Below are 20,819 nucleotides of genomic sequence, written 5' to 3'. Positions count from 1 at the left end.
GCCATGATCAAACTCTTCAATTCAAGTTCAATCGCTCAATAAACTGCTTAGCTATAAATAAAACACTACTTAAAAAAGTAATGATGAATTTTCAGTTAAGCACCTATTAAGACTTCAAAATTAAAAAATATTTTTAAAACAAGTCAATCAACAAGTGCCCACACAGATTGTCTGATACATTGTTAAAGAGCAAAAAACAACGACGCACGTGGAAACTTAAAAAACTTCACAACAGTGCGTCGTTGTGTGCGGTGCATTATAGGGATTTTCAAATCCCTTGCAAGTACTTTTTTGTAAAAATATTTAAAAAAATGATCTTTTGATGGAAATATAAACATTTCATTAAAAAGTGCGGTCAAAAATACAATAATTTTCCAATTATTATTTTTTCCAATAGCTTGGAATAAACAGCACGATTAATGAAAACATTTCTAAACGTCCACAGATCATAGCAAAACTAAAGACTAATTTAGCACTTTCTGGAACATCAATAAAACTTTCGTGAATAAAACCAAGTCCCGGTCCTGCATTCGTTAATGTGGCGAATACGGCTCCCATCGCATCAAAAGCATTCATTCCACAAAGAATAACAGCAAAAACACACCCCCAATAAACCAATATAAAAATAATGAAAAATGCCCAAATACTTTCTATCATTCTTGGTGCTAGACGATTTTTACCTATTCGAATTGGTTGTACTAAATTTGGATGAATTAAACTATGCAGTTCTCGATCGATTTGTTTCCACAATATAAGTGTTCGTATCGCTTTTAATCCCCCAGTTGTTGAACCACCACAACCACCAATTACCGCAGAAATCACCAGTAAAAGCCCAATAAAAGGCGGAAGATTATCAATATCAAAAATCGTATAACCAGCAGTCATTGACATTGATGTTAATTGTAATGCACCTTTTGTTACTGCCTCGTTCATATCTGAAACTAAACCATAACCATATAAAGATAGAGATACAATACCAATAAAAATAATTTGCATCGTTAGAAAAAAACGAAATTCGGGATCTTTCCAATAATTTCGCCAAATATTTCTTTTACCTAGTGCAAGAAAAGCGGAAATATGTAAACTAAAATTAACACCACCAATCAGCATAAAAATTGTTGTAACCCAATAAATGGAAGCTTGATTAAAATAGCCGATACTTGCATCGTGCGTTGAAAATCCGCCATTTGAAATTGTCGAAAAACTATGCCCAATGGCATCAAAAAGATTCATTCCTGATAGCCAATATGCAATGGCACAAAGAATAGTTAATGAAGCATAAATAATCCATAGCGCTTTCGCCACTTCTGAAATTTTAGGCAAAGATTTTTGATCTTTAAGAGGACCTGAAGATTCTGCTCGATATAATTGTGTCCCACCAATTCCCAACAGCGGAATTATCGCCACAGCCAATACGATAATCCCCATACCACCTAACCATTGTAAAAACTGACGATAAAACAAAATAGATTTAGGTAAATTATCCAGCCCCGTCATTACCGTTGCACCTGTAGTAGTTAAGCCAGAAAATGCTTCAAATACAGCTGAAGCAATAGTTAAATGTGGTGAATCGAACAATAAAAGAGGCAATGTTGCCAAGCTTCCTAAAACTAACCAAAAAGCCACAACAATCAAAAAACCATCACGGGATCGTAATTCTTGTTTATGATGATGGCATGGCCACCAAAGCAATGTGCCCGCTGTCAAGCTCAACATAAAAGCCTGCATAAATGCCTTGCCGCCACCATCGCCATAAATCAGTGCGACGAATGCTGGAATCAGCATCGTGCCAGAAAAACACATCACAAGAATACCAATAATTCGGATAATCGATAAAATATGCACTATTATTCGCCTGTCTCTAAAAGTTGGATGACTAATCTGCCCGCAGATTTTTCCGTTAATTCTGAAGAAAAAACATCGACTGTTTTTTCACTAATGCCTAAAATCAAATGAATATTTACCTGAAAATCTTGAGATAAAATCTCAACCTGATATTTTTCACAAAGTTGTAGCACCAAACTTAGCTGACCATAGTCACAATCTAATTTGAAAGGGGTTCGTTCAACTTTAATTTCGCTTTCAATCAGCTTTAACGCTTGTTGAACGCCATTACCGTAAGCACGAACTAATCCGCCCGTTCCAAGCAAAATACCGCCATAATAGCGAACCACCACCGCACTGATTTCACCTAATTGACTACCTTGCAATGCGCTCAACATTGGCTTTCCTGCCGTTCCAGCAGGTTCGCCATCATCAGAAAAACCAAGTTGTAGAGAATCCGTTGGTTTGCCTGCTACGGCAGCCCAGCAATGATGTCGAGCATTTGGGTGTTCTTGTTTAATCTTTGCCCAAAAAGCTCTTGCATCTTCTAAACCTTCGATGTGCTGTAAATAAGTGATAAAACGGCTTTTCTTAATTTCTTCTTCAAAAACAACCGCACTTTTAGGAACGAGGTATTCCGCCATTTATTTTTTCAAGGTAATTTCAGTAGCACTAGTCTATCACTGATGAGTGGGATTTGTCGAAATTTTGCCGTAAGTGCGGTATGATATGGCTCTGTTTTTCAAAAGAAAAAAGAATATGTCTGAAATTTCCGTCACACAAACCCTCGATACTTTAGGATTACGTTGTCCAGAACCGGTGATGCTTGTTCGTAAAAATATTCGTCATCTTAACGATGGAGAAATACTTTTGATTATTGCTGACGATCCTGCAACAACAAGAGATATTCCAAGTTTCTGTCAATTTATGGATCACACGTTACTGCAAAGAGAAGTGGAAAAACCACCGTTCAAATATTGGGTGAAAAAAGGAAAATAAAAAATCGGCCTCATTAAAGTGCGGCCGATTTTTTTGTAATTTTTAAAGATTGCGTAAGGCTTCAATACGCTTTTCAAGTGGCGGATGACTCATAAAAAGTTCACTTCGTTTTCCATTAATCATAAAGGCATTTAAAGAACCTTCAAAATTTTGTGGTTCATGAAGTTGTTGCAAACGTTGCAATGCCATGATCATTTTTTCTTTACCCACTAAACTTGCGGAACCTACATCTGCACGGAATTCGCGGTAGCGCGAGAACCACATTGCGATAATACTCGCAAGTACACCAAAGAGCGTTTCCAATACCATCGAAACCAAGAAATAAATGCCTGAACTACGCGTTTCTTCTACATTATTGTTACGCGAACTTGCCACCGCTGTTGCGATAACACGAGACAAAAAAATCACGAAAGTATTCAATACACCTTGCAATAATGCCATCGTCACCATATCACCATTGGAAATATGGGAAATTTCGTGCGCTAAAACAGCTTCAGCTTCAGCCTCTGTCATGTTGTTTAATAATCCCGTACTCACTGCTACCAAAGAATTGCTTTTCGTTGCACCTGTAGCAAAAGCATTCACATCGGGTGAATGATAAATCGCCACGTCTGGCATGGGAATACCCGCTTTCTGCGCTTGGCAACTAACGGTATCAATTAACCAACGTTCAGTTTGATTACGAGGTTGAGTAATCACCTCTCCATCTACAGAACGCAATGCCATCGTTTTAGACAGGAATAATGAAATTAATGAACCAGCAAAACCAAATAGCAACGCCATAATTAAAATGCCACCAGTGCTATTTCCTGCAATACCAGTCACACTTAAAATAATACCTAATACCAGCATTACAGCCATATTGGTTGCCAAGAAAAGAAGAATACGCATCATAATGTGTTCTCTCAAAATTAGGGTTAAGTATTTCCTTAGTGGGGAAAATTCACAAAAATTCAAGGTGTAATGTAAAATTTTTGTTATCAGTATACAAACAAAAAGTGCGGTCAAAAACATGCGAGTTTATGACCGCACTTTTAAGCAGAAATTACCAAACAGAAAATTATTTTCTTACAGCAATCGCTTCAATTTCTAATCCCACATCTTTTGGTAAACGCGCTACTTCTACGCAAGAACGAGCAGGGAAGTTAGGATGATTATTTTCTTTAAAGAAACGTTCATATTCTGCATTAACTGCTGCAAAATCATTAAGATCTTTCACAAAAACTGTCGTTTTTACAATATCTGCGGCAGTTAAACCCGCTTTCTCGATAATCGCTTTCACGTTTTCTAAAGATTGTCGCGCTTGCGCAACGATGTCAGCTGGCACTTCGCCTGTTGCAGGATTCACGGGAATTTGTCCTGAGGTTAAAACTAAATTGCCAAGATCAACCGCTTGAACATAAGGGCCGATAGCTGCAGGTGCTTTTTCAGTATGAATAATTTGAGTCATCATTTTCTCCTTGGTTGATAAAAAGTGCGGTTATTTTTCACCGCACTTTTTTGTTTATTAATCAATTTCTTTTAGCACGTCATCAGAAAGCGATTCTTTATTTTCTGTTGATTTGCCATCACTTACTTTAAATTGTAAATTTTGGTAATACGCTTCTCTAAAGGTTACATATGGATCTTGTGCTTGGCGTAACAACTCAGCGTTATCAATATTTTTCGCACGAGCATCCACTGCTTGCACACCATATTTCACTAACGACCACGGGCCGCCAACCCATTCCCAGAATGGATACATATAAGCAGCATCAACCACAGCACCGGTTAATTGACGTGGCGTTGTTGCATTATAAATCGGTAGCACAATATAAGTGCCTGCATCTACGCCGTAACTACCTAAAGTTTCCCCAAATCCACGTTGGTTATCTACGCGTAGCTCTTTGCTTACGCTCGCAAAATCAATAAAACCGCCTAGACCAAATACGGTGTTAATCCAAAAGCGATTAAAGTGAACAAATGCTTTTTTCGGTTCACCTTCAATTAAGCGGTTCACAAAGCTTACCGGCTCATCAAGATTATTGGCAATGCCAGCAAGACCAGAAGAAATCGGCTTAGGCACATAGTTATTCCAACCTTTTGCAGCGGGTTCTAACACATAACGATCCATAACATTATAGTTAAATTTCCACATGGTTCGATTGAACCCTTCAAGGGCATCGTTACGCTCACTTGCTTGTTTCGTGTCGTTGTTATTTGCACAATCTGTCAGCACAATTACGCCGAAAAGTGCGGTCAGAATCGTCTTTATTTTCATTTTGAATCCTTATATAAATATGGGCTTATTCTACCTAATTTGCCAAGTAACAACAAAATAAATCTTACCCATAAAACATATAAAAAGTGCGGTAAAAACACGTTATTTTTACCGCACTTTCTCATTTCTAACATAAAACTAATTTCGTTTTCTGACCTTTCAGATAATTGACAATTCCCTCGGGAACATCATCCGTAAACAAATATTCCACATCACTTAATTCGCCCAATCGAACAATTGCTTGGCGCGTAAATTTAGAGTGATCGGTCACTAATAAGGTCTGACGTGAACTTTCAATAATCGCTCGTTTTACTTGTACTTCATGGTAATCATAATCCAATAATGAACCATCAGCATCGATCGCACTAATCCCTAAAATCCCGAAATCTAGGCGAAATTGAGAAATAAAATTCACCGTAGCTTCGCCGATAATTCCACCATCCATTCGTAATGATCCGCCCGCCATGACAATATCAAAACTTTCATTTTGGCGTAAAAGATGAGCGGCATTCAAATTGTTCGTCACAATTCGGAGTTTTTCGTGGCCAAGCAATGCATTGGCGACAGCCTCAGGCGTGGTACCAATATCAATAAACAAAGATGCACCGTTAGGAATCAACTTCGCGACTTCCTGTGCAATATTATTTTTTTGTAATGAAAAGAATTGCTTACGATCCACGTAATCAGAATTTTCAGCAGAAGATGGCGATGCCGCACCACCGTGATGACGACGGATTAAATCTAACTCCGCCAAAATATTCAAATCACGGCGAATTGTTTGAGGGCTAACATCTAAGGCAGCAACCAGTTCTTCCGTGCTTAAATAGCCGGATTGTTCCACCAGTTTAATAATTTGTTGATGCCGTAACGATTGTTTCATAGCGAATCCTTTATCCAAATTAAACGGACTTACTCTAGCGAATTTTTGCGCAATTTGCTATCAATAAATCCCCAAAGAAGACCGACAATCAAGCCTGAAATATGTGCTGTATTTCCCATTTCAACACCAAATAAGGGGCTAATAAAACCTAATGCGATCCCCACCAATAACATGGTGAAAAAACCTTCTGGCAGATCAAATAAATGATGATTCAATTTATCGCATATAAATACATAACCCAACACAGCATATACAACACCAGAAAGCCCAAAGAAAGCGGGGCCAGACACATAATTTTGCACATACCCTGTTATAGCAGATGCTACAACATACAACATCAATAATTTGACCGAACCAAAAGTGCGCTCAATCATGCCACCAAAAATAAAAAACCAAGACAGATTAAACAAAATATGCAAATTAGATAAATGTACCAATGTATGTGAGATATAACGCCACACTTCACTATCTTGCTCTTCGTAAGCGGGGTAATGCATCAAATACATAATATCGTCTTCAAAACCCAGCTGTTGAGCAAGATAAATAAGCGCGCAAAGTGCGGTGAGAATTAAGGTGATTTTTCCTTGTTGAGCTAAAAAGTTTTTCATTCGTGATCTCGTGCTTCTGCGCAAATTTAAAAATCGGACTTCGCATTAAAAGTCATTGTTTCCCCTGTAATGGGGTGGGTAATCGTCAATTCTTCTGCGTGCAAGCATAATCTTGGCGACATAGCTTTAGCCTGAGGATGAGAGTAAAATTTATCGCCTAGAATTGGATGCCCCAATGCTAACATGTGTAAGCGTAATTGATGAGATCGGCCTGTCACGGGCGTCAGTTTCACGCGAGTACTGTTATTGGGCAAACGTGCTAAAACTTCGAATTTTGTGACCGCTCTTTTTCCTAAAACGAAATCCAAACGTTGGCGAGGTCGATGTTCCCAATCACAAATCATCGGCAAATTTACCTCGCCATAATCTTTCTCCAAATGCCCCCAAACAATCGCTTGATAATGTTTTTTCGGTTCACGTTCGCGAAATTGACGTTTTAATTCACGATCTGCCGCCTTACTTAAAGCAAACACAATAATACCGCTCGTTGCCATATCCAAACGATGAGCCGGTTCACAAAAACCGAATTTTTCTTTCACTCGAGCCATTGCGCTATCGTAATATTGTGGTTGATTGCCCGGTACGGAAAGCAAACCGCTCGGTTTGTTCACCACGCACAAATGATTATCTTGATAAATAATATCTAAATAAGGTTCAAGAGGCGGATTATATTCAATCAATGCCATTTTTATTCCTTGTTCGTCACAATGATACGCAAGCAATCCAAACGCCAATTTGCTTTAGAAAGCTCATCCAGTGATTGTGTTCGTTGTTGTTCCAAAATATCAATTTCGCTTTGGCGAATATTTTGATTTACCGCTCGCAAAGCCTGCAAACGATTAATTTCTGCGCTTAATTGTTGATCTGCCTGATTTTTAGCTTCGGTAATAATCGGTTCAGCTAAAGATTTTACGAGTTGATCGCCTCGTGTAATCAAGGCTTCAATATTACTCCGTGCCATTTTCACCATTTGATTAGCAATATTTTTACCAAGCGGTTTCAATTTGCTATGCAATGTTTCAAAGGCAACCTGCTCACCAATGTTATTTCCTTTGTTATCAAGCAACAGGCGAATAGGCGTTGGCGGCAAGAAACGATTGAGCTGTAACCCTTTTGGCGATTGACTTTCCACTATATAAATCAATTCAATTAATAAGGTTCCAGCGGGCAGTTGTTTATTCACAAGCAATGCCATTGTGGCTTTGCCAATATCACCAGAAGCAACAAGATCAATACCTTGACGAATCATTGGATGATCCCAAGTCAAGAATTCCATTTCTTCGCGAGCAAGGGCAAGTTCTCGATCAAAGGTAACCGTCACACCTTCTTCTTTTAAACCAGGGAAATCTGGCACAAGCATTGTCCCTGTTGGGCTAATCACAATACTATTTGCGCCAAGATCTTCTTGCTCTACGCCAATAATATCAAATAATTTTAAAGCAAAATTCACAAGCTCAGGCGAATTATCTTCATCCGCAATTTGATCCGCTAACGCCTGTGCTTGCTCACCGCCATGGGAATTTAGCTCTAATAAACGATCACGACCTTTTTCTAACTCAATCTTGAGTTTTTCCCGAGCGGTTTTAGTTTGTTTTAATAATTCAGAAAATTCATTCTCTGAAAGTGCGGTAGAATTTGACCGCACTTTTTCTAACTCATCAGAAAACTGGGCAAATAATGCCATTCCCATTGGACAAGTTTGTTCAAAAGCATTCAGCCCGTCATTGTACCAATGCGCTAAACGACTTTGAGGCGAATCTTTCGCACAAGGCACATAAATTTGTACATCACGTTTTTGTCCAATACGATCTAATCGACCAATACATTGTTCCAATAAATCAGGATTTGTCGGTAAATCAAATAACACTAAATTTGCTGCGAATTGGAAGTTACGCCCTTCCGAGCCAATACTCGAGCTCAGTAAAACCTGTGCACCGTTTTCTAAATCCGCAAAATAAGCGGCGGCTCTATCTCGTTCAATAATCGACATTTTTTCGTGAAACACTGCGACGCGAATCGCCTCACGTTCACGCAAAATTTGTTCTAACTGAATCGCCGTTGCCGCTGTCTGACAAATCACAAAAATTTTTTTATCGCGATGGAGTTTGAGGAAATCAATCAGCCAATCAATTTTATCATTCTCTTCCGAGAGTGTAATTTGGTGGTAAACACGGTGTGGAAAACCTTTCACGCCTTGACGTGTATTGCGAAATAACATTCGACCCGTGCCGTGACGATCAATTAAGGCTTGAATCAATTCCTGACGGGCACGATGCTGTTCTTCATCATTATTTGATGCAATCGCTTTAAAAAGTGGCTCGACATCTTGTTCAAGCAACAAATCAGAAATATGATTTTTTTCTACCGCACTTAATGTCTTATTTGCCAGCAAAGATTCAACAGCATTAACCACAGGTTGGTAGCGTTCCTGCTCTTTCACAAAGGTTTGATAATCAAAGAAACGTTCTGGATCCAGTAAGCGCAAACGAGCAAAATGACTTTCTTGCCCAAGTTGTTCTGGGGTTGCAGTAAGTAACAAGACGGATGGAATGATACGAACAAGCTGTTCAACTAATAAATAAGCCGCACTTGGCGAGTTTTCGGACCACACGAGGTGATGTGCCTCATCCACAATTAAACAGTCAAATTGAGCATTGAGCGCCTGCTCTACTCTGTTTGGATGCGTTTCTAACCAGTTCAGCGAGCAGATAATTAAACTTTCAGTTGTAAACGGATTAACGGCATCAAGATCAAAATCGTTGCAACGTTCTTCATCAAAAAGTGCAAAATGCAAATTAAAACGACGAAGCATTTCTACCAGCCATTGATGTTGCAAGGTTTCTGGCACGATAATAAGAACACGTTGCACTTTCTCAGCAAAAAGTTGATTTTGCAAAATCATTCCTGCTTCAATGGTTTTCCCTAAACCAACCTCATCCGCCAATAACACGCGAGGATTAACTCGATTACCAACCTCTGTTGCAATATGAAGCTGATGGGGAATTAAACTTGCACGCGTTCCGTGTAAACCACGCAATGGCGATTTAAATTGTGCTTGCTGATGACAAAGCGTGCGATAACGCAATGCAAAATGAGTGCTGCGATCAATTTGCGCTGAAAAGAGGCGATCTTTTGCTTGGCTAAAAGAAATAATCGGTGAAATATCACGTTCTTGCACAATAACATCTTCATCTTGTGGATTTTTAACTAAATAAAACAACAAACCGTTCATATTTTGAACGTCTAAAATCTCGCCTTGCCAGCCAGCTTGATGGGATAATGTTTCGCCTTTGCTAAATACAATTCGACTTAAAGGCGCTTGTGCAGCGGCATATATACGCGTTTCATCCGCCGCAGGGAAATAAATCGTGACGGTTCGTTGATCTAATGCGGTAATGATACCTAATCCTAAAGCGTTTTCACTTTCACTTAACCAACGCTGACCAATAGCAAAGGGCATAATTATTCTCTTTCTGATTTACATTGATAAAACTTGGGGGCGTATTGTAGCTTGCTTAAATAGCAAAAGAAATTAATAAAAGAGAATAAAAAATAGATTGAAGAGATAAATGGCACGCCCTAAAGGATTCGAACCTTTGACCCACGCCTTAGAAGGGCGTTGCTCTATCCAGCTGAGCTAAGGGCGCATTCAAAGGATTTCTTTTGTACGGAATTTCAAGACAATATAAAAGAAGTGGTCGGCGAGATAGGATTTGAACCTACGACCCACTGGTCCCAAACCAGTTGCGCTACCAAGCTGCGCTACTCGCCGACGAGTGCGGTCAATTATAGGTTTGTTTTTATCTCAGTCAATTAATTTTTTGATTTTTTAATTTAATTGTTCAAAATTATTCCAGTTTAGGAAAAACGTCCCCTTTTTCGTTGTAAAAAAATCATTGTCCGCTAAAATAGCAAACGCTTTCTTTCCCATCATTCAAAAGGACAGCTCAATGACCGCACAAATCATCTCTGGTACCGCACTTTCAAAAAAGATTAAAGCCGATGTGGCAAATAAAATCACCCATTACATTAAGCAAGGAAAACGCGCGCCTGGACTTGCAGTCATTCTCGTGGGTGCAGATCCCGCTTCGCAAGTCTATGTCGGTAATAAACGTAAAAGTTGTGAAGAAATTGGTATTCTCTCTAAATCTTATGATCTGCCAGATACAACCACGCAAGAGGAATTGTTAGCAGTTATTGACCAGCTTAATGCAGATAAAAATATTGATGGTATTTTGGTACAGCTACCGTTACCCAAACAAATTAATACAGAAGCAATAATTGAAAGAATTGACCCGCAAAAAGATGTGGATGGTTTCCATCCTTACAATGTTGGGCTTTTATGCCAACGCATTCCGACTTTGCGTGCTTGCACCCCTTATGGCGTAATGAAGCTATTAGAAACAACAGGGATTGACCTACATGGCAAACACGCAGTAATTGTAGGCGCATCCAATATTGTCGGACGCCCAATGTCTTTAGAATTATTATTAGCAGGGGCAACGGTCACAGTAACTCATCGATTCACTAAAGATTTAGAAAGCCATATTCGCCAAGCAGATATACTTGTCGTCGCGGTAGGTAAGCCGAATTTGATCCCCGGAGATTGGATCAAAGAAAGTGCGGTAGTCATTGATGTCGGAATTAACCGCCTAGATGGAAAATTAGTAGGCGATGTAGAGTTTGACAAAGCAGCCGAAAAAGCAGCCTATATTACCCCCGTTCCTGGCGGTGTTGGACCGATGACCGTTGCTATGTTAATGAGCAATACGCTTTACGCTTATGAACACAACAAATAGCTTTGTATAAAAGAATCTTATCACAAGAAAAATGGGTTAAAGCCTTATTTGCTTTAACCCATTTATTTTAATCACTAAAGAATTCTGTAAATAATCAAATCTAAATTAGTTCAACCAGAACATATAACCGACAGTCGCAATCACAACGATACACACTAAATTCAATACGAAACCAGCTTTTACCATTTCACTTTGTTTCACTTGACCAGAACCGAATACAATAGCATTTGGTGGCGTTGCAACCGGTAACATGAAGGCACAAGATGCACCAAGACCAATAATTAATGCTAAACCAATTTCTGGCATACCCAATGATTGGGCAATAGAAATAAAGATTGGAACGAGCAGTGCCGCACTTGCTGTGTTAGAAGTAAATTCAGTTAAGAAAATAATGAACACCGCAACTAACAAGCCAATAAGATAGAAATGTTGTCCTTCAATCATAAAGACAATGCTATCAGCTAAAATTTTACTTGCTCCGGAATCCTTCAATACCGCACTTAATGTTAATCCACCACCGAAAAGCATTAATACGCCCCAATCGGTACTTTCTTGAATTTGTTTCCAGCTTGCAATGCCCGTAGAACAAATCACAATAGCCGCTAATAAAGCGACAACACTATCGAAGCTCGCAATATTTTTCTGCAAACCAAGTAAGCCTGAAATCAGCGGATTAATTTGCCCACTAAATACCCAAGTTAAAGCAATTACAACAAAAATAACAAGTGTTAATACACGCACTGAATTCATTTCAATGTTTTCAAAAGATTGCTCAAAATTAAGATGGAGTTTTGGTTTGAAAATAATATAAAGCGTACCAATCATAATTGGTAACAAAATAATCATAATAGGTAAACCATACCATAACCAATCTGCAAAAGTTAAATGTAGGTTACTTGCCACGATGGCATTCGGCGGACTACCTACAAGGGTTCCCATACCACCAATTGATGCACTATAAGCAATCCCTAACAACACAAACACATAAGTATTATGTTCTTTCTCACGATCAAGTTGGCTTAAAATCCCCATTGCGAGTGGTAACATCATAGCTGCAGTTGCCGTGTTACTCATCCACATAGAAAGGAAGGCTGTAATCAAAAAGAGATAAATAATGGCAATAAATAAATTACCGCGCGCTAACGCCATAATCTTATTAGCAATCATTTTATCAAGTTTTTGAATATGTAAGGCTGTAGCCAAAGAAAAGCCACCAAAAAATAAAAAGATTGTAGGATCAGCAAAAGCCACTAAAGCTTGCTTAGTACTCACTAAATCTAGCGCAATCGCCAATAATGGCACCAATAATGCGGTAACCGTAACATGCAATGCCTCAGTTAACCAAAGCACTGCGACAAAAGCCAATAAAGCTAAACCAGCATTTGCTTTTGGCTCATAAGGCAGCACTTTTAATAACACAAAAAACAGCACTATATCTAAAATAAAAATAATGCCATTTTTGTGGTTTTTGAAAGATTTCATCTCACTCATAAAGTTCCTCCGTTAGTGTTCTAACTCAAACAGCCTATAATGTTAAATGAATGTTAATAAGTTGCAACGCCCAATTTTCAGAAATGTGATCTAGTGCAATAAATTTCGATAAAAAAAGTGCGGTTATTTTTAACCGCACTTTTGCTCTTTCGTATTATTCGTCCGAATCTTCTAAATCTAGAGGCTCTTGCGAAAGTATAATTCCTGTCAGATCTGCGTAAATATAATCTTCTGGAAAAAAGGTGACACCACCAAAATTTACTGGAACATCACTCTCACCAGCGCTGCTTTCATCTGCACTGACTGGAATTGGTGCAAGAGCATGAATACCAATATCGAGGTTTTCTAATTGCTGAATTTGGCGTACTGCACCATATACAATAATGCCTTCCCAACCATTATCAACGGCAAGTTGAGCCAATTCTGCATCAATCAAACCACGGCGTACAGCACCGCCACCATCAACGACAAGCACTCGACCTTCGCCGTTTTCCTCTAATACTTCAGCAATTAACCCATTACTTTCAAAGCATTTTACCGTAGTGACTTTACCGTAAAAATGACTTACGCCACCAAAGCTTGAAAAAATTGGCTCCACTACATCCACTTGTTCTGCATAAAGATCGCAAAGTTCTGAAGTATCAATAAACATAACTTTCCCCTATCGATTGTTGAAATTTTGTTTGCTTTAGTATATGCCGATTTAGCCGATAAGCAAGCCTAAACTAAACAAGATATTGATTAATAACGAAATCATAGACATTTGAGCCAACATTGGACGCAATTCACTTGGCTGCTGACTGCGATAAACAAAGATCGCATGTTTAGCTAACAGCGGCATTGCCAATACAAATAAATAATTTGTCCAAGAAATGGCCGTTGTTAAAGCAAATACTAAATAACATAAGGCCGCCACACTTAATAAAATACAATGATAAACTCGCCCTTTATACGCACCTAAACGAACGGCTAGGGTATTTTTGCCAGCTTTCACATCCTGTTCAATATCGCGTAAATTATTGATATTTAATACCGCACTTGCCAATAAGCCAGAACCAATAGCAGGCAAAATAATGTGGCTATCAATACTGTGAGTTTGCAAATAATAAGTGCCGCCAACTCCAAGCAAACCAAAAAATACCAATACGGAAATATCGCCCAATCCCATATAGCCATAAGGTTTAGCCCCAACCGTATAAGTAATGGCAGCAACAATAGCTAAAATGCCAAGCGCAGCGAAAACGAATAAATCGGAGAGGCTTTCATAAGCGATTCCAATCAAGAAACTTCCTGAAAAAAAACTTGCCATCACCATTAGAATTAATCCCCATTTCAGTTCTTTTGCTGAAATGGCGCCTTTTTGAATGCCACGTAATGGCCCAATACGCTCTTCAGTATCTGAACCTTTTTGATGATCCCCATAATCATTGGCAAAATTAGAAAGCACCTGTAATAAAATTGTCGTGAGTAAACAAAGCGCCATTACAAGCCCATTAAAACCTTGTGGATTCGCCCAATAACCTAATGCCGAACCCGTGAAAATCGATGCCAACGCTAAGGGCAAAGTTTTCGGTCTAGCCGTCTCCCACCACATTTTCAATTTTTCATTTGTCATTTTTTTTGACCGCACTTTTGATTACAATAAGCCGCGTATTCTACACTAAGACACCCAATTTATGAATGATTTAACCTTATCGCCTATCGCCATTATCCACACGCCTTATAAAGAAAAATTCTCCGTACCACGCCAACCTAATTTAGTTGAAGACGGAGTAGGCATTGTAGAACTCTTACCACCGTATAATTCGCCTGAAGCCGTGAGAGGATTGGAACAATTCAGTCACCTTTGGTTAATTTTTCAGTTCGACCAAATCCAACAAGGAAAATGGCAACCCACCGTACGCCCTCCGCGGTTAGGCGGTAATCAACGAGTTGGCGTGTTTGCCTCACGCGCAACGCACCGCCCAAATCCTCTCGGTTTATCCAAAGTCGAATTACGTCAAGTAGAATGCATCAACGGTAACGTTTTTCTCCATTTAGGTGCGGTGGATTTAGTGGATGGCACGCCCATTTTCGATATCAAACCCTATATTGCCTATGCGGATAGTGAATCCAATGCGCAATCGAGCTTTGCCCAAGAAAAACCACCAGCAAAATTGACGGTTGAATTTACCGAGCAAGCCCAAAGTGCGGTAAAAAAACGAGAAGAAAAACGACCGCACTTAAGTCGTTTTATTCGCCAAGTGCTAGAACAAGATCCGCGCCCCGCCTACCAACAAGGTAAACCTAGTGATCGTATTTATGGAATGAGTTTGTACGAATTTAATGTGAAATGGCGAATTAAAGCGGGCACGGTGAATTGTGTAGAAGTGATTGAAATAGAAAAAGACAAATAGATGACATATATAAATAAGGCAGGGAATCCCTGCCTTAGTCGATTTAATGCCTTATTTTAAGAAAAACTGCCCTTTAGCTAATTTAATAACTGTCATTAGAACTAATAAGCCAATCATTAAATTTGAGAAAACAAAGGCAAAAATAGACACGCCTTGTAAAACATTGCCATGATAGAAAGCGATAGCACTGTTTGCCATAGACGCTAATCCGAATGAGAATCCCCATAAGCCAATGTTAAGTCCTTTTTCCACAATCCAAGGGAATAATCGCAATAAGAAAAATAATTGCAAGAATCCATATCCCCAAAGAATTTTAACTAAAGTATCCACTTCGCCATGATTGAGTGACAAATAAGCGGATGCGCCCACAAATGCTGGTGCAAGAATAATGCCCATTGTGGCTCTAAATGGTGGCTCAAGAGATGAAATTCGCAAATGTTGTAATAATACGGGCTCGAAAATAATCCATGCAACCATTCCTGCGCCGAAGAACAAATAACCTAAATCATAGTAACCGAGTAATGCCAATGAGCTTGCACTTGTGAAATTTGCTGCTACCGCAGGCAAATAAAACGGAGGACGAGTGGATTTTTGTTCAAATACACCACCTTGCCATAGTTCACTGATACGCAATGATGAGAAAAGTAACTGTCCTACAGTACCAATCCAAATCATCACTTCAGCTATTAAAGGATTCCAACGATAAATAATATCGCCCACCAACATGGTTGTAATAGGAATCAACGCAATAAAGGAAAAACGAACTGGGCAATGATACTCTGCACGAACTTCATCAAAGTAATAACGAAGTTTATACGCATACATTAAAATAAATAAAATCCAGACCGCACTTGCTACGATACCAAGAACATCACTTACCATTCGCGCAGCAGGAAATAAGTTTTCTAGATGAAACCAAGCCAAAGATAAAGCTGCTAAACCAAGAGGAATACCGAAATATCCCGTTGGAAGAGGAAAAGGTTTTGTTGTACTCATAATATTATCCTTATTTTGAAAAATTTGAGCGAAGTGTAGCACAGCCATCAACAACGGACTTTTCTAAAAATCTCAAATTTTTGTGAAATTTCTATAAAGAAACAAACTTATTGTTATGGAATAAAACGTCTACTAATTTTCATTCAAATAAAAAACCCGAACTTTCATTCGGGTTTTCTCATATAGGGAATTAATTATTCCGCATCATCTGCCATATTAAGCATTTCAGCTAAGTTTGCACTTGCATCATCTGCAGTCATGACAAACTCATCAGCAATAGCAGCTTCATCTTCTTCAGATAATTTCGCTACGACATCATCAACTAAACGATGTTTGTGACGATTTTGATGATACGCAAAACCTGTACCCGCAGGAATTAATCGACCTACGATTACGTTCTCTTTTAAGCCACGTAATTCATCACGTTTACCTGCCACTGCTGCTTCGGTAAGAACACGAGTAGTTTCTTGGAACGATGCGGCAGAGATGAAGGATTCAGTCGCAAGAGACGCTTTGGTGATACCCAATAATTCGCGCTCAAACTCAACTGGTGGTTTGCCTTCTGCTTCACGTTGACGGTTAACGATTTTCACGCGAGCGACTTCGACTTGTTCCCCTTCTAGGAATTCTGAGTCGTAAGCTTTAGTAATTACCGCTTTACGTAACATTTGACGAACGATAACTTCGATATGTTTATCGTTGATTTTTACCCCTTGTAAGCGGTAAACATCTTGTACTTCGTTCACAATGTATTCAGTTACTGCACGCACGCCACGTAAACGTAAAATGTCATGTGGTGTTTCAGCACCATCAGAAATTACGTCACCACGTTGTACCATTTCACCTTCAAATACGTTGAGCTGACGCCATTTTGGAATCATTTCTTCGTAAGTTTCGCCTTCCGCAGGAGTAATTAATAAACGGCGTTTACCTTTGGTTTCTTTACCGAAAGACACAATACCAGAAATTTCAGCCAAGATAGCTGGTTCTTTTGGTTTACGTGCTTCAAATAAATCCGCAACGCGCGGTAGACCACCGGTAATATCTTTAGTACCCACAGATTCTTGCGGAATACGTGCTAATGGTTCACCTACTTTCACTGCTGCGCCATCGTCTAAACTTACAATTGCTTTACCAGGTAAGAAGTACTGTGCAAGAACATCAGTTTCAGGTAAGAAAATGTCGTTACCATTTGCATCAACTAATTTAATGGTTGGACGTAAATCTTTACCAGCAGTAGCACGTTCACCCACATCTTGAACCACGATTGATGATAAACCTGTTAATTCATCAGTTTGACGCGTTACAGTTAAGCCATCAATAATATCAACGAATTTCACAAAACCAGATACTTCAGAGACGACTGGCATTGTATGTGGATCCCAATTTGCGATAGTTTCGCCAGCCGTTACATCTTGACCGTCACCTTTGCTTAACACCGCACCGTAAGGCACTTTATAGTGTTCTTTAGTGCGACCAAATGCATCGGTAATAGTTAATTCAGTATTACGAGAAGTTAATACTAATTTACCTTCATCATTAGTAACGAATTTCGCATTCATTAAGTGTAATGTACCAGTGTTTTTAACTTGTACACTAGATTCTTTAGCTGCCGCAGATGCCGCACCACCGATATGGAACGTACGCATGGTTAACTGTGTACCCGGCTCACCGATAGATTGAGCAGCAATAACACCCACAGCTTCACCTTGGTTAATTAAATGACCACGCGCAAGATCACGACCATAACATTTCGCACATACACCAAAATCAGTATCACAAGTTACAACAGAACGTACTTTTACGCTGTCTACAGAGTTTGCATCCAACACATCACAGAGTTTTTCATCTAATAACGTGTTACGAGGAATTAATACTTCTTCTGTACCCGGTTTTAAAATATCTTCTGCTGCTACACGACCTAACACTAATTCACGAAGTGGAACTTTTTCATCACCACCTTCGATTAATGGGGTCATGACTAAGCCTTCGTGCGTACCACAGTCATCTTCTACGATCACTAAGTCTTGTGCTACGTCAACTAAACGACGAGTTAAGTAACCTGAGTTCGCTGTTTTTAATGCGGTATCCGCCAAACCTTTACGCGCACCGTGGGTTGAAATAAAGTACTGTAATACGTTCAAACCTTCACGGAAGTTTGCTGTAATTGGGGTTTCAATGATCGAACCATCTGGACGAGCCATCAAACCACGCATACCTGCTAACTGACGAATCTGAGCTGCAGAACCACGCGCACCAGAATCAGCCATCATAAAGATACTGTTAAAGGATGCTTGTTTTTCAGGATTACCTTCGCGGTTGATGACTTCTTCTTGAGATAAGTTTTCCATCATCGCTTTCGCTACGCGCTCATTCGCTGCAGCCCAAATATCGATTACTTTATTATAGCGTTCGCCTGCAGTCACAAGACCTGATTGGAATTGTTCTTGGATCTCTGCCACTTCTTCTTCCGCTGCAGAAATAATTTCGTATTTCTTCGCTGGAATTTCCATATCATCAATACCAACTGATGAACCAGAACGTGCCGCATAAGCAAAACCGGTATACATAATTTGGTCAGCAAACATTACCGCTTCTTTTAAACCTAAACGACGATAAGCTTCGTTAATCAGTTTAGAAATTGCTTTTTTACCTAATGTTTGATTAAACAATGAATAAGGCATACCTTGTGGTGCAATCATCCATAAAATCGCACGACCTATAGTTGTATCAGTCAGCGTGGTTTTCGCATCAAATTCGCCAGCTTCATTCTTCACATATTCAGTAATACGTACTTTCACGCGAGAATGTAATTCTGCTTCGCCTGTACGATATGCTTTTTCAGCTTCGCGAGGATCTTGCAATAACATGCCTTCGCCTCTACCGTTCACTTTTTCGCGGGTCATATAGTAAAGACCTAATACCACGTCTTGTGATGGAACGATAATAGGATCACCGTTTGCTGGTGAAAGCACGTTGTTGGTTGACATCATCAACGCACGCGCTTCTAATTGAGCTTCAAGCGTTAATGGAACGTGTACCGCCATTTGGTCACCATCGAAGTCCGCGTTGAACGCCGCACAAACGAGTGGGTGTAATTGAATCGCTTTACCTTCGATTAAGATCGGTTCAAACGCTTGGATACCCAAACGGTGAAGTGTTGGAGCACGGTTCAATAGAATTGGGTGTTCACGAATAACTTCTGCAAGAATATCCCAAACGATCGCATCTTCACGCTCAACCATTTTCTTCGCTGCTTTGATTGTCGTTGCATAACCACGGCTTTCTAATTTAGCGTAGATAAACGGACGGAATAATTCCAAGGCCATTTTCTTCGGCAAACCACATTGGTGTAAGTGCAAGTATGGACCCACAGTGATTACAGAACGACCGGAATAATCAACACGTTTACCTAATAAGTTTTGACGGAAACGACCTTGTTTACCTTTGATCATATCCGCTAATGATTTTAACGGACGGCGGTTAGAACCCGTAATTGCACGACCACGACGACCATTATCTAATAATGCATCAACAGATTCTTGTAACATACGTTTTTCGTTGCGCACAATAATATCTGGCGCAATTAAATCTAATAAACGTTTTAAACGGTTGTTACGGTTGATCACACGACGATATAAATCGTTCAGATCTGAAGTCGCAAAACGACCGCCGTCTAACGGCACTAACGGACGTAAATCTGGTGGAAGAACTGGTAATACAGTCATCACCATCCACTCTGGTTTATTACCAGATTGAACAAATGCTTCTAATAATTTTAAGCGTTTAGTGATTTTTTTACGTTTAGTTTCAGAGTTAGTTTCTTGTAATTCTTCACGTAATTTTTCACATTCAGCTTCAAGATCCATACCTTTTAAAAGATCTTGAATCGCTTCAGCACCCATTTTCGCTTCAAATTCATCTTGCCAGCGATCTTCAGCATCAAGGTATTGTTCTTCAGTTAATAATTGACCGCGCTCTAAGTCCGTCATACCTGGTTCGGTCACGATGTACATTTCAAAATAAAGTACACGTTCGATATCACGCAATGGCATATCTAAAAGTAAACCGATACGAGATGGTAACGATTTTAAGAACCAAATATGCGCAACTGGCGATGCAAGTTCAATGTGGCCCATACGTTCACGACGAACTTTAGTTTGAGTGACTTCAACACCACATTTTTCACAAATTACACCACGGTGTTTTAAACGTTTATATTTACCACATAAACATTCGTAATCTTTTACAGGCCCGAAGATACGCGCACAGAAAAGACCATCACGTTCAGGTTTGAACGTACGGTAGTTAATGGTTTCAGGTTTCTTCACTTCACCAAATGACCAAGAACGGATCATATCTGGGGAAGCTAACCCAATTTTAATCACATCAAAATCTTCACTGGTTTTTGACTGTGCTTTTAAAAACTTAACTAAGTCTTTCACAAATGTTCTCCTGTCGGAGTTAAAGGTTTAAAGTGCGGTTAAAAATTTCGATGTTTTTCCACCGCACTTCGGCGATTTTTCTTTCGTAAAGCGAGTGAATCATAAATTCTTCACTCCCCTA

The 20,819-nt window shown here is 39.4% G+C and carries 17 protein-coding genes and 2 tRNA genes; 3 read left to right on the top strand and 16 right to left on the bottom strand.

The features are described 5' to 3' along the window. Positions 1 to 381: 381 nt before the first annotated feature. Together DV434_RS08965 and DV434_RS08960 are read right to left on the bottom strand one after the other, a co-directional pair. The gene (locus DV434_RS08965) at positions 382 to 1,845 is read right to left on the bottom strand and encodes a TrkH family potassium uptake protein (RefSeq protein WP_118785774.1); all 1,464 of its coding nucleotides are present in this window, start codon (positions 1,843 to 1,845) and stop codon (positions 382 to 384) included. 2 nt (positions 1,846 to 1,847) lie between these two features. Then, positions 1,848 to 2,468, bottom strand: coding sequence for a YigZ family protein (locus tag DV434_RS08960; protein ID WP_118785775.1), 621 nt, complete (start codon positions 2,466 to 2,468; stop codon positions 1,848 to 1,850). Between the two features lie 115 nt (positions 2,469 to 2,583). On the opposite strand from DV434_RS08960, the gene tusA reads away from it, so the two are divergent. Continuing rightward, positions 2,584 to 2,823: a sulfurtransferase TusA gene (gene tusA / locus DV434_RS08955; protein WP_118785776.1), complete on the top strand. Its 240-nt coding sequence runs from the start codon at positions 2,584 to 2,586 to the stop codon at positions 2,821 to 2,823. A gap of 42 nt (positions 2,824 to 2,865) precedes the next feature. Here tusA and htpX read toward each other — a convergent pair whose 3' ends face one another. The 9 genes from htpX to DV434_RS08910 form a co-directional block, all read right to left on the bottom strand. Further along, entirely contained in the window at positions 2,866 to 3,720 is an 855-nt protein-coding gene (htpX, locus tag DV434_RS08950) for a protease HtpX (protein ID WP_421800595.1), read from the bottom strand. A gap of 163 nt (positions 3,721 to 3,883) precedes the next feature. After that, positions 3,884 to 4,273 carry a RidA family protein gene (locus DV434_RS08945; RefSeq protein ID WP_005630808.1) on the bottom strand — a complete coding sequence of 130 codons (390 nt, stop codon included), beginning with the start codon at positions 4,271 to 4,273 and terminating at the stop codon, positions 3,884 to 3,886. Positions 4,274 to 4,330: 57 nt separating this feature from the next. Further along, positions 4,331 to 5,083, bottom strand: a complete 753-nt coding sequence (locus DV434_RS08940; protein ID WP_118785778.1) for an MlaA family lipoprotein — start codon at positions 5,081 to 5,083, stop codon at positions 4,331 to 4,333. Positions 5,084 to 5,210: 127 nt separating this feature from the next. Continuing rightward, positions 5,211 to 5,963, bottom strand: coding sequence for a DeoR/GlpR family transcriptional regulator (locus tag DV434_RS08935; RefSeq protein WP_005643940.1), 753 nt, complete (start codon positions 5,961 to 5,963; stop codon positions 5,211 to 5,213). A 29-nt stretch (positions 5,964 to 5,992) separates the two neighbouring features. Further along, the gene (locus DV434_RS08930; RefSeq protein ID WP_118785779.1) at positions 5,993 to 6,571 is read right to left on the bottom strand and encodes a rhomboid family intramembrane serine protease; all 579 of its coding nucleotides are present in this window, start codon (positions 6,569 to 6,571) and stop codon (positions 5,993 to 5,995) included. Positions 6,572 to 6,597: 26 nt separating this feature from the next. Beyond that, entirely contained in the window at positions 6,598 to 7,257 is a 660-nt protein-coding gene (gene rluA / locus DV434_RS08925; protein ID WP_118785780.1) for a bifunctional tRNA pseudouridine(32) synthase/23S rRNA pseudouridine(746) synthase RluA, read from the bottom strand. A gap of 2 nt (positions 7,258 to 7,259) precedes the next feature. After that, a complete protein-coding gene (gene rapA, locus DV434_RS08920) occupies positions 7,260 to 10,031 on the bottom strand; it encodes an RNA polymerase-associated protein RapA (RefSeq protein WP_118785781.1) in 2,772 nt (923 codons plus the stop codon). 110 nt (positions 10,032 to 10,141) lie between these two features. After that, a tRNA-Arg gene (locus DV434_RS08915) sits at positions 10,142 to 10,218 on the bottom strand. Between the two features lie 48 nt (positions 10,219 to 10,266). Beyond that, positions 10,267 to 10,343, bottom strand: a tRNA-Pro gene (locus tag DV434_RS08910). Positions 10,344 to 10,521: 178 nt separating this feature from the next. Here DV434_RS08910 and folD point away from each other — a divergent pair. Next, positions 10,522 to 11,370 (top strand): bifunctional methylenetetrahydrofolate dehydrogenase/methenyltetrahydrofolate cyclohydrolase FolD, encoded by an 849-nt coding sequence (gene folD / locus DV434_RS08905; RefSeq protein WP_118785782.1) that lies wholly within the window; start codon positions 10,522 to 10,524, stop codon positions 11,368 to 11,370. Positions 11,371 to 11,475: 105 nt separating this feature from the next. Here the strand turns inward: folD and DV434_RS08900 are convergent, their stop codons facing one another. The 3 genes from DV434_RS08900 to menA form a co-directional block, all read right to left on the bottom strand. After that, a complete protein-coding gene (locus tag DV434_RS08900; protein WP_118785783.1) occupies positions 11,476 to 12,861 on the bottom strand; it encodes a DASS family sodium-coupled anion symporter in 1,386 nt (461 codons plus the stop codon). Positions 12,862 to 13,015: 154 nt separating this feature from the next. After that, positions 13,016 to 13,513, bottom strand: coding sequence for a ribonuclease E activity regulator RraA (rraA, locus tag DV434_RS08895; protein WP_118785784.1), 498 nt, complete (start codon positions 13,511 to 13,513; stop codon positions 13,016 to 13,018). A 51-nt stretch (positions 13,514 to 13,564) separates the two neighbouring features. Next, entirely contained in the window at positions 13,565 to 14,476 is a 912-nt protein-coding gene (menA, locus tag DV434_RS08890) for a 1,4-dihydroxy-2-naphthoate octaprenyltransferase (RefSeq protein ID WP_118785785.1), read from the bottom strand. A 61-nt stretch (positions 14,477 to 14,537) separates the two neighbouring features. On the opposite strand from menA, the gene tsaA reads away from it, so the two are divergent. Then, positions 14,538 to 15,257: a tRNA (N6-threonylcarbamoyladenosine(37)-N6)-methyltransferase TrmO gene (gene tsaA / locus DV434_RS08885; RefSeq protein ID WP_118785786.1), complete on the top strand. Its 720-nt coding sequence runs from the start codon at positions 14,538 to 14,540 to the stop codon at positions 15,255 to 15,257. A 51-nt stretch (positions 15,258 to 15,308) separates the two neighbouring features. Here the strand turns inward: tsaA and tehA are convergent, their stop codons facing one another. Then, on the bottom strand, positions 15,309 to 16,253 hold the full coding sequence (tehA, locus tag DV434_RS08880; RefSeq protein ID WP_192881505.1) for a dicarboxylate transporter/tellurite-resistance protein TehA: 945 nt from the start codon (positions 16,251 to 16,253) through the stop codon (positions 15,309 to 15,311). Between the two features lie 194 nt (positions 16,254 to 16,447). Beyond that, a complete protein-coding gene (gene rpoC / locus DV434_RS08875) occupies positions 16,448 to 20,698 on the bottom strand; it encodes a DNA-directed RNA polymerase subunit beta' (RefSeq protein WP_118785787.1) in 4,251 nt (1,416 codons plus the stop codon). Positions 20,699 to 20,819: the final 121 nt, after the last annotated feature.

The organism is Haemophilus haemolyticus, from assembly GCF_003493685.1.
Classification (GTDB): domain Bacteria; phylum Pseudomonadota; class Gammaproteobacteria; order Enterobacterales; family Pasteurellaceae; genus Haemophilus; species Haemophilus haemolyticus_O.
This window is presented reverse-complemented; position numbering and strand designations above follow the sequence as displayed.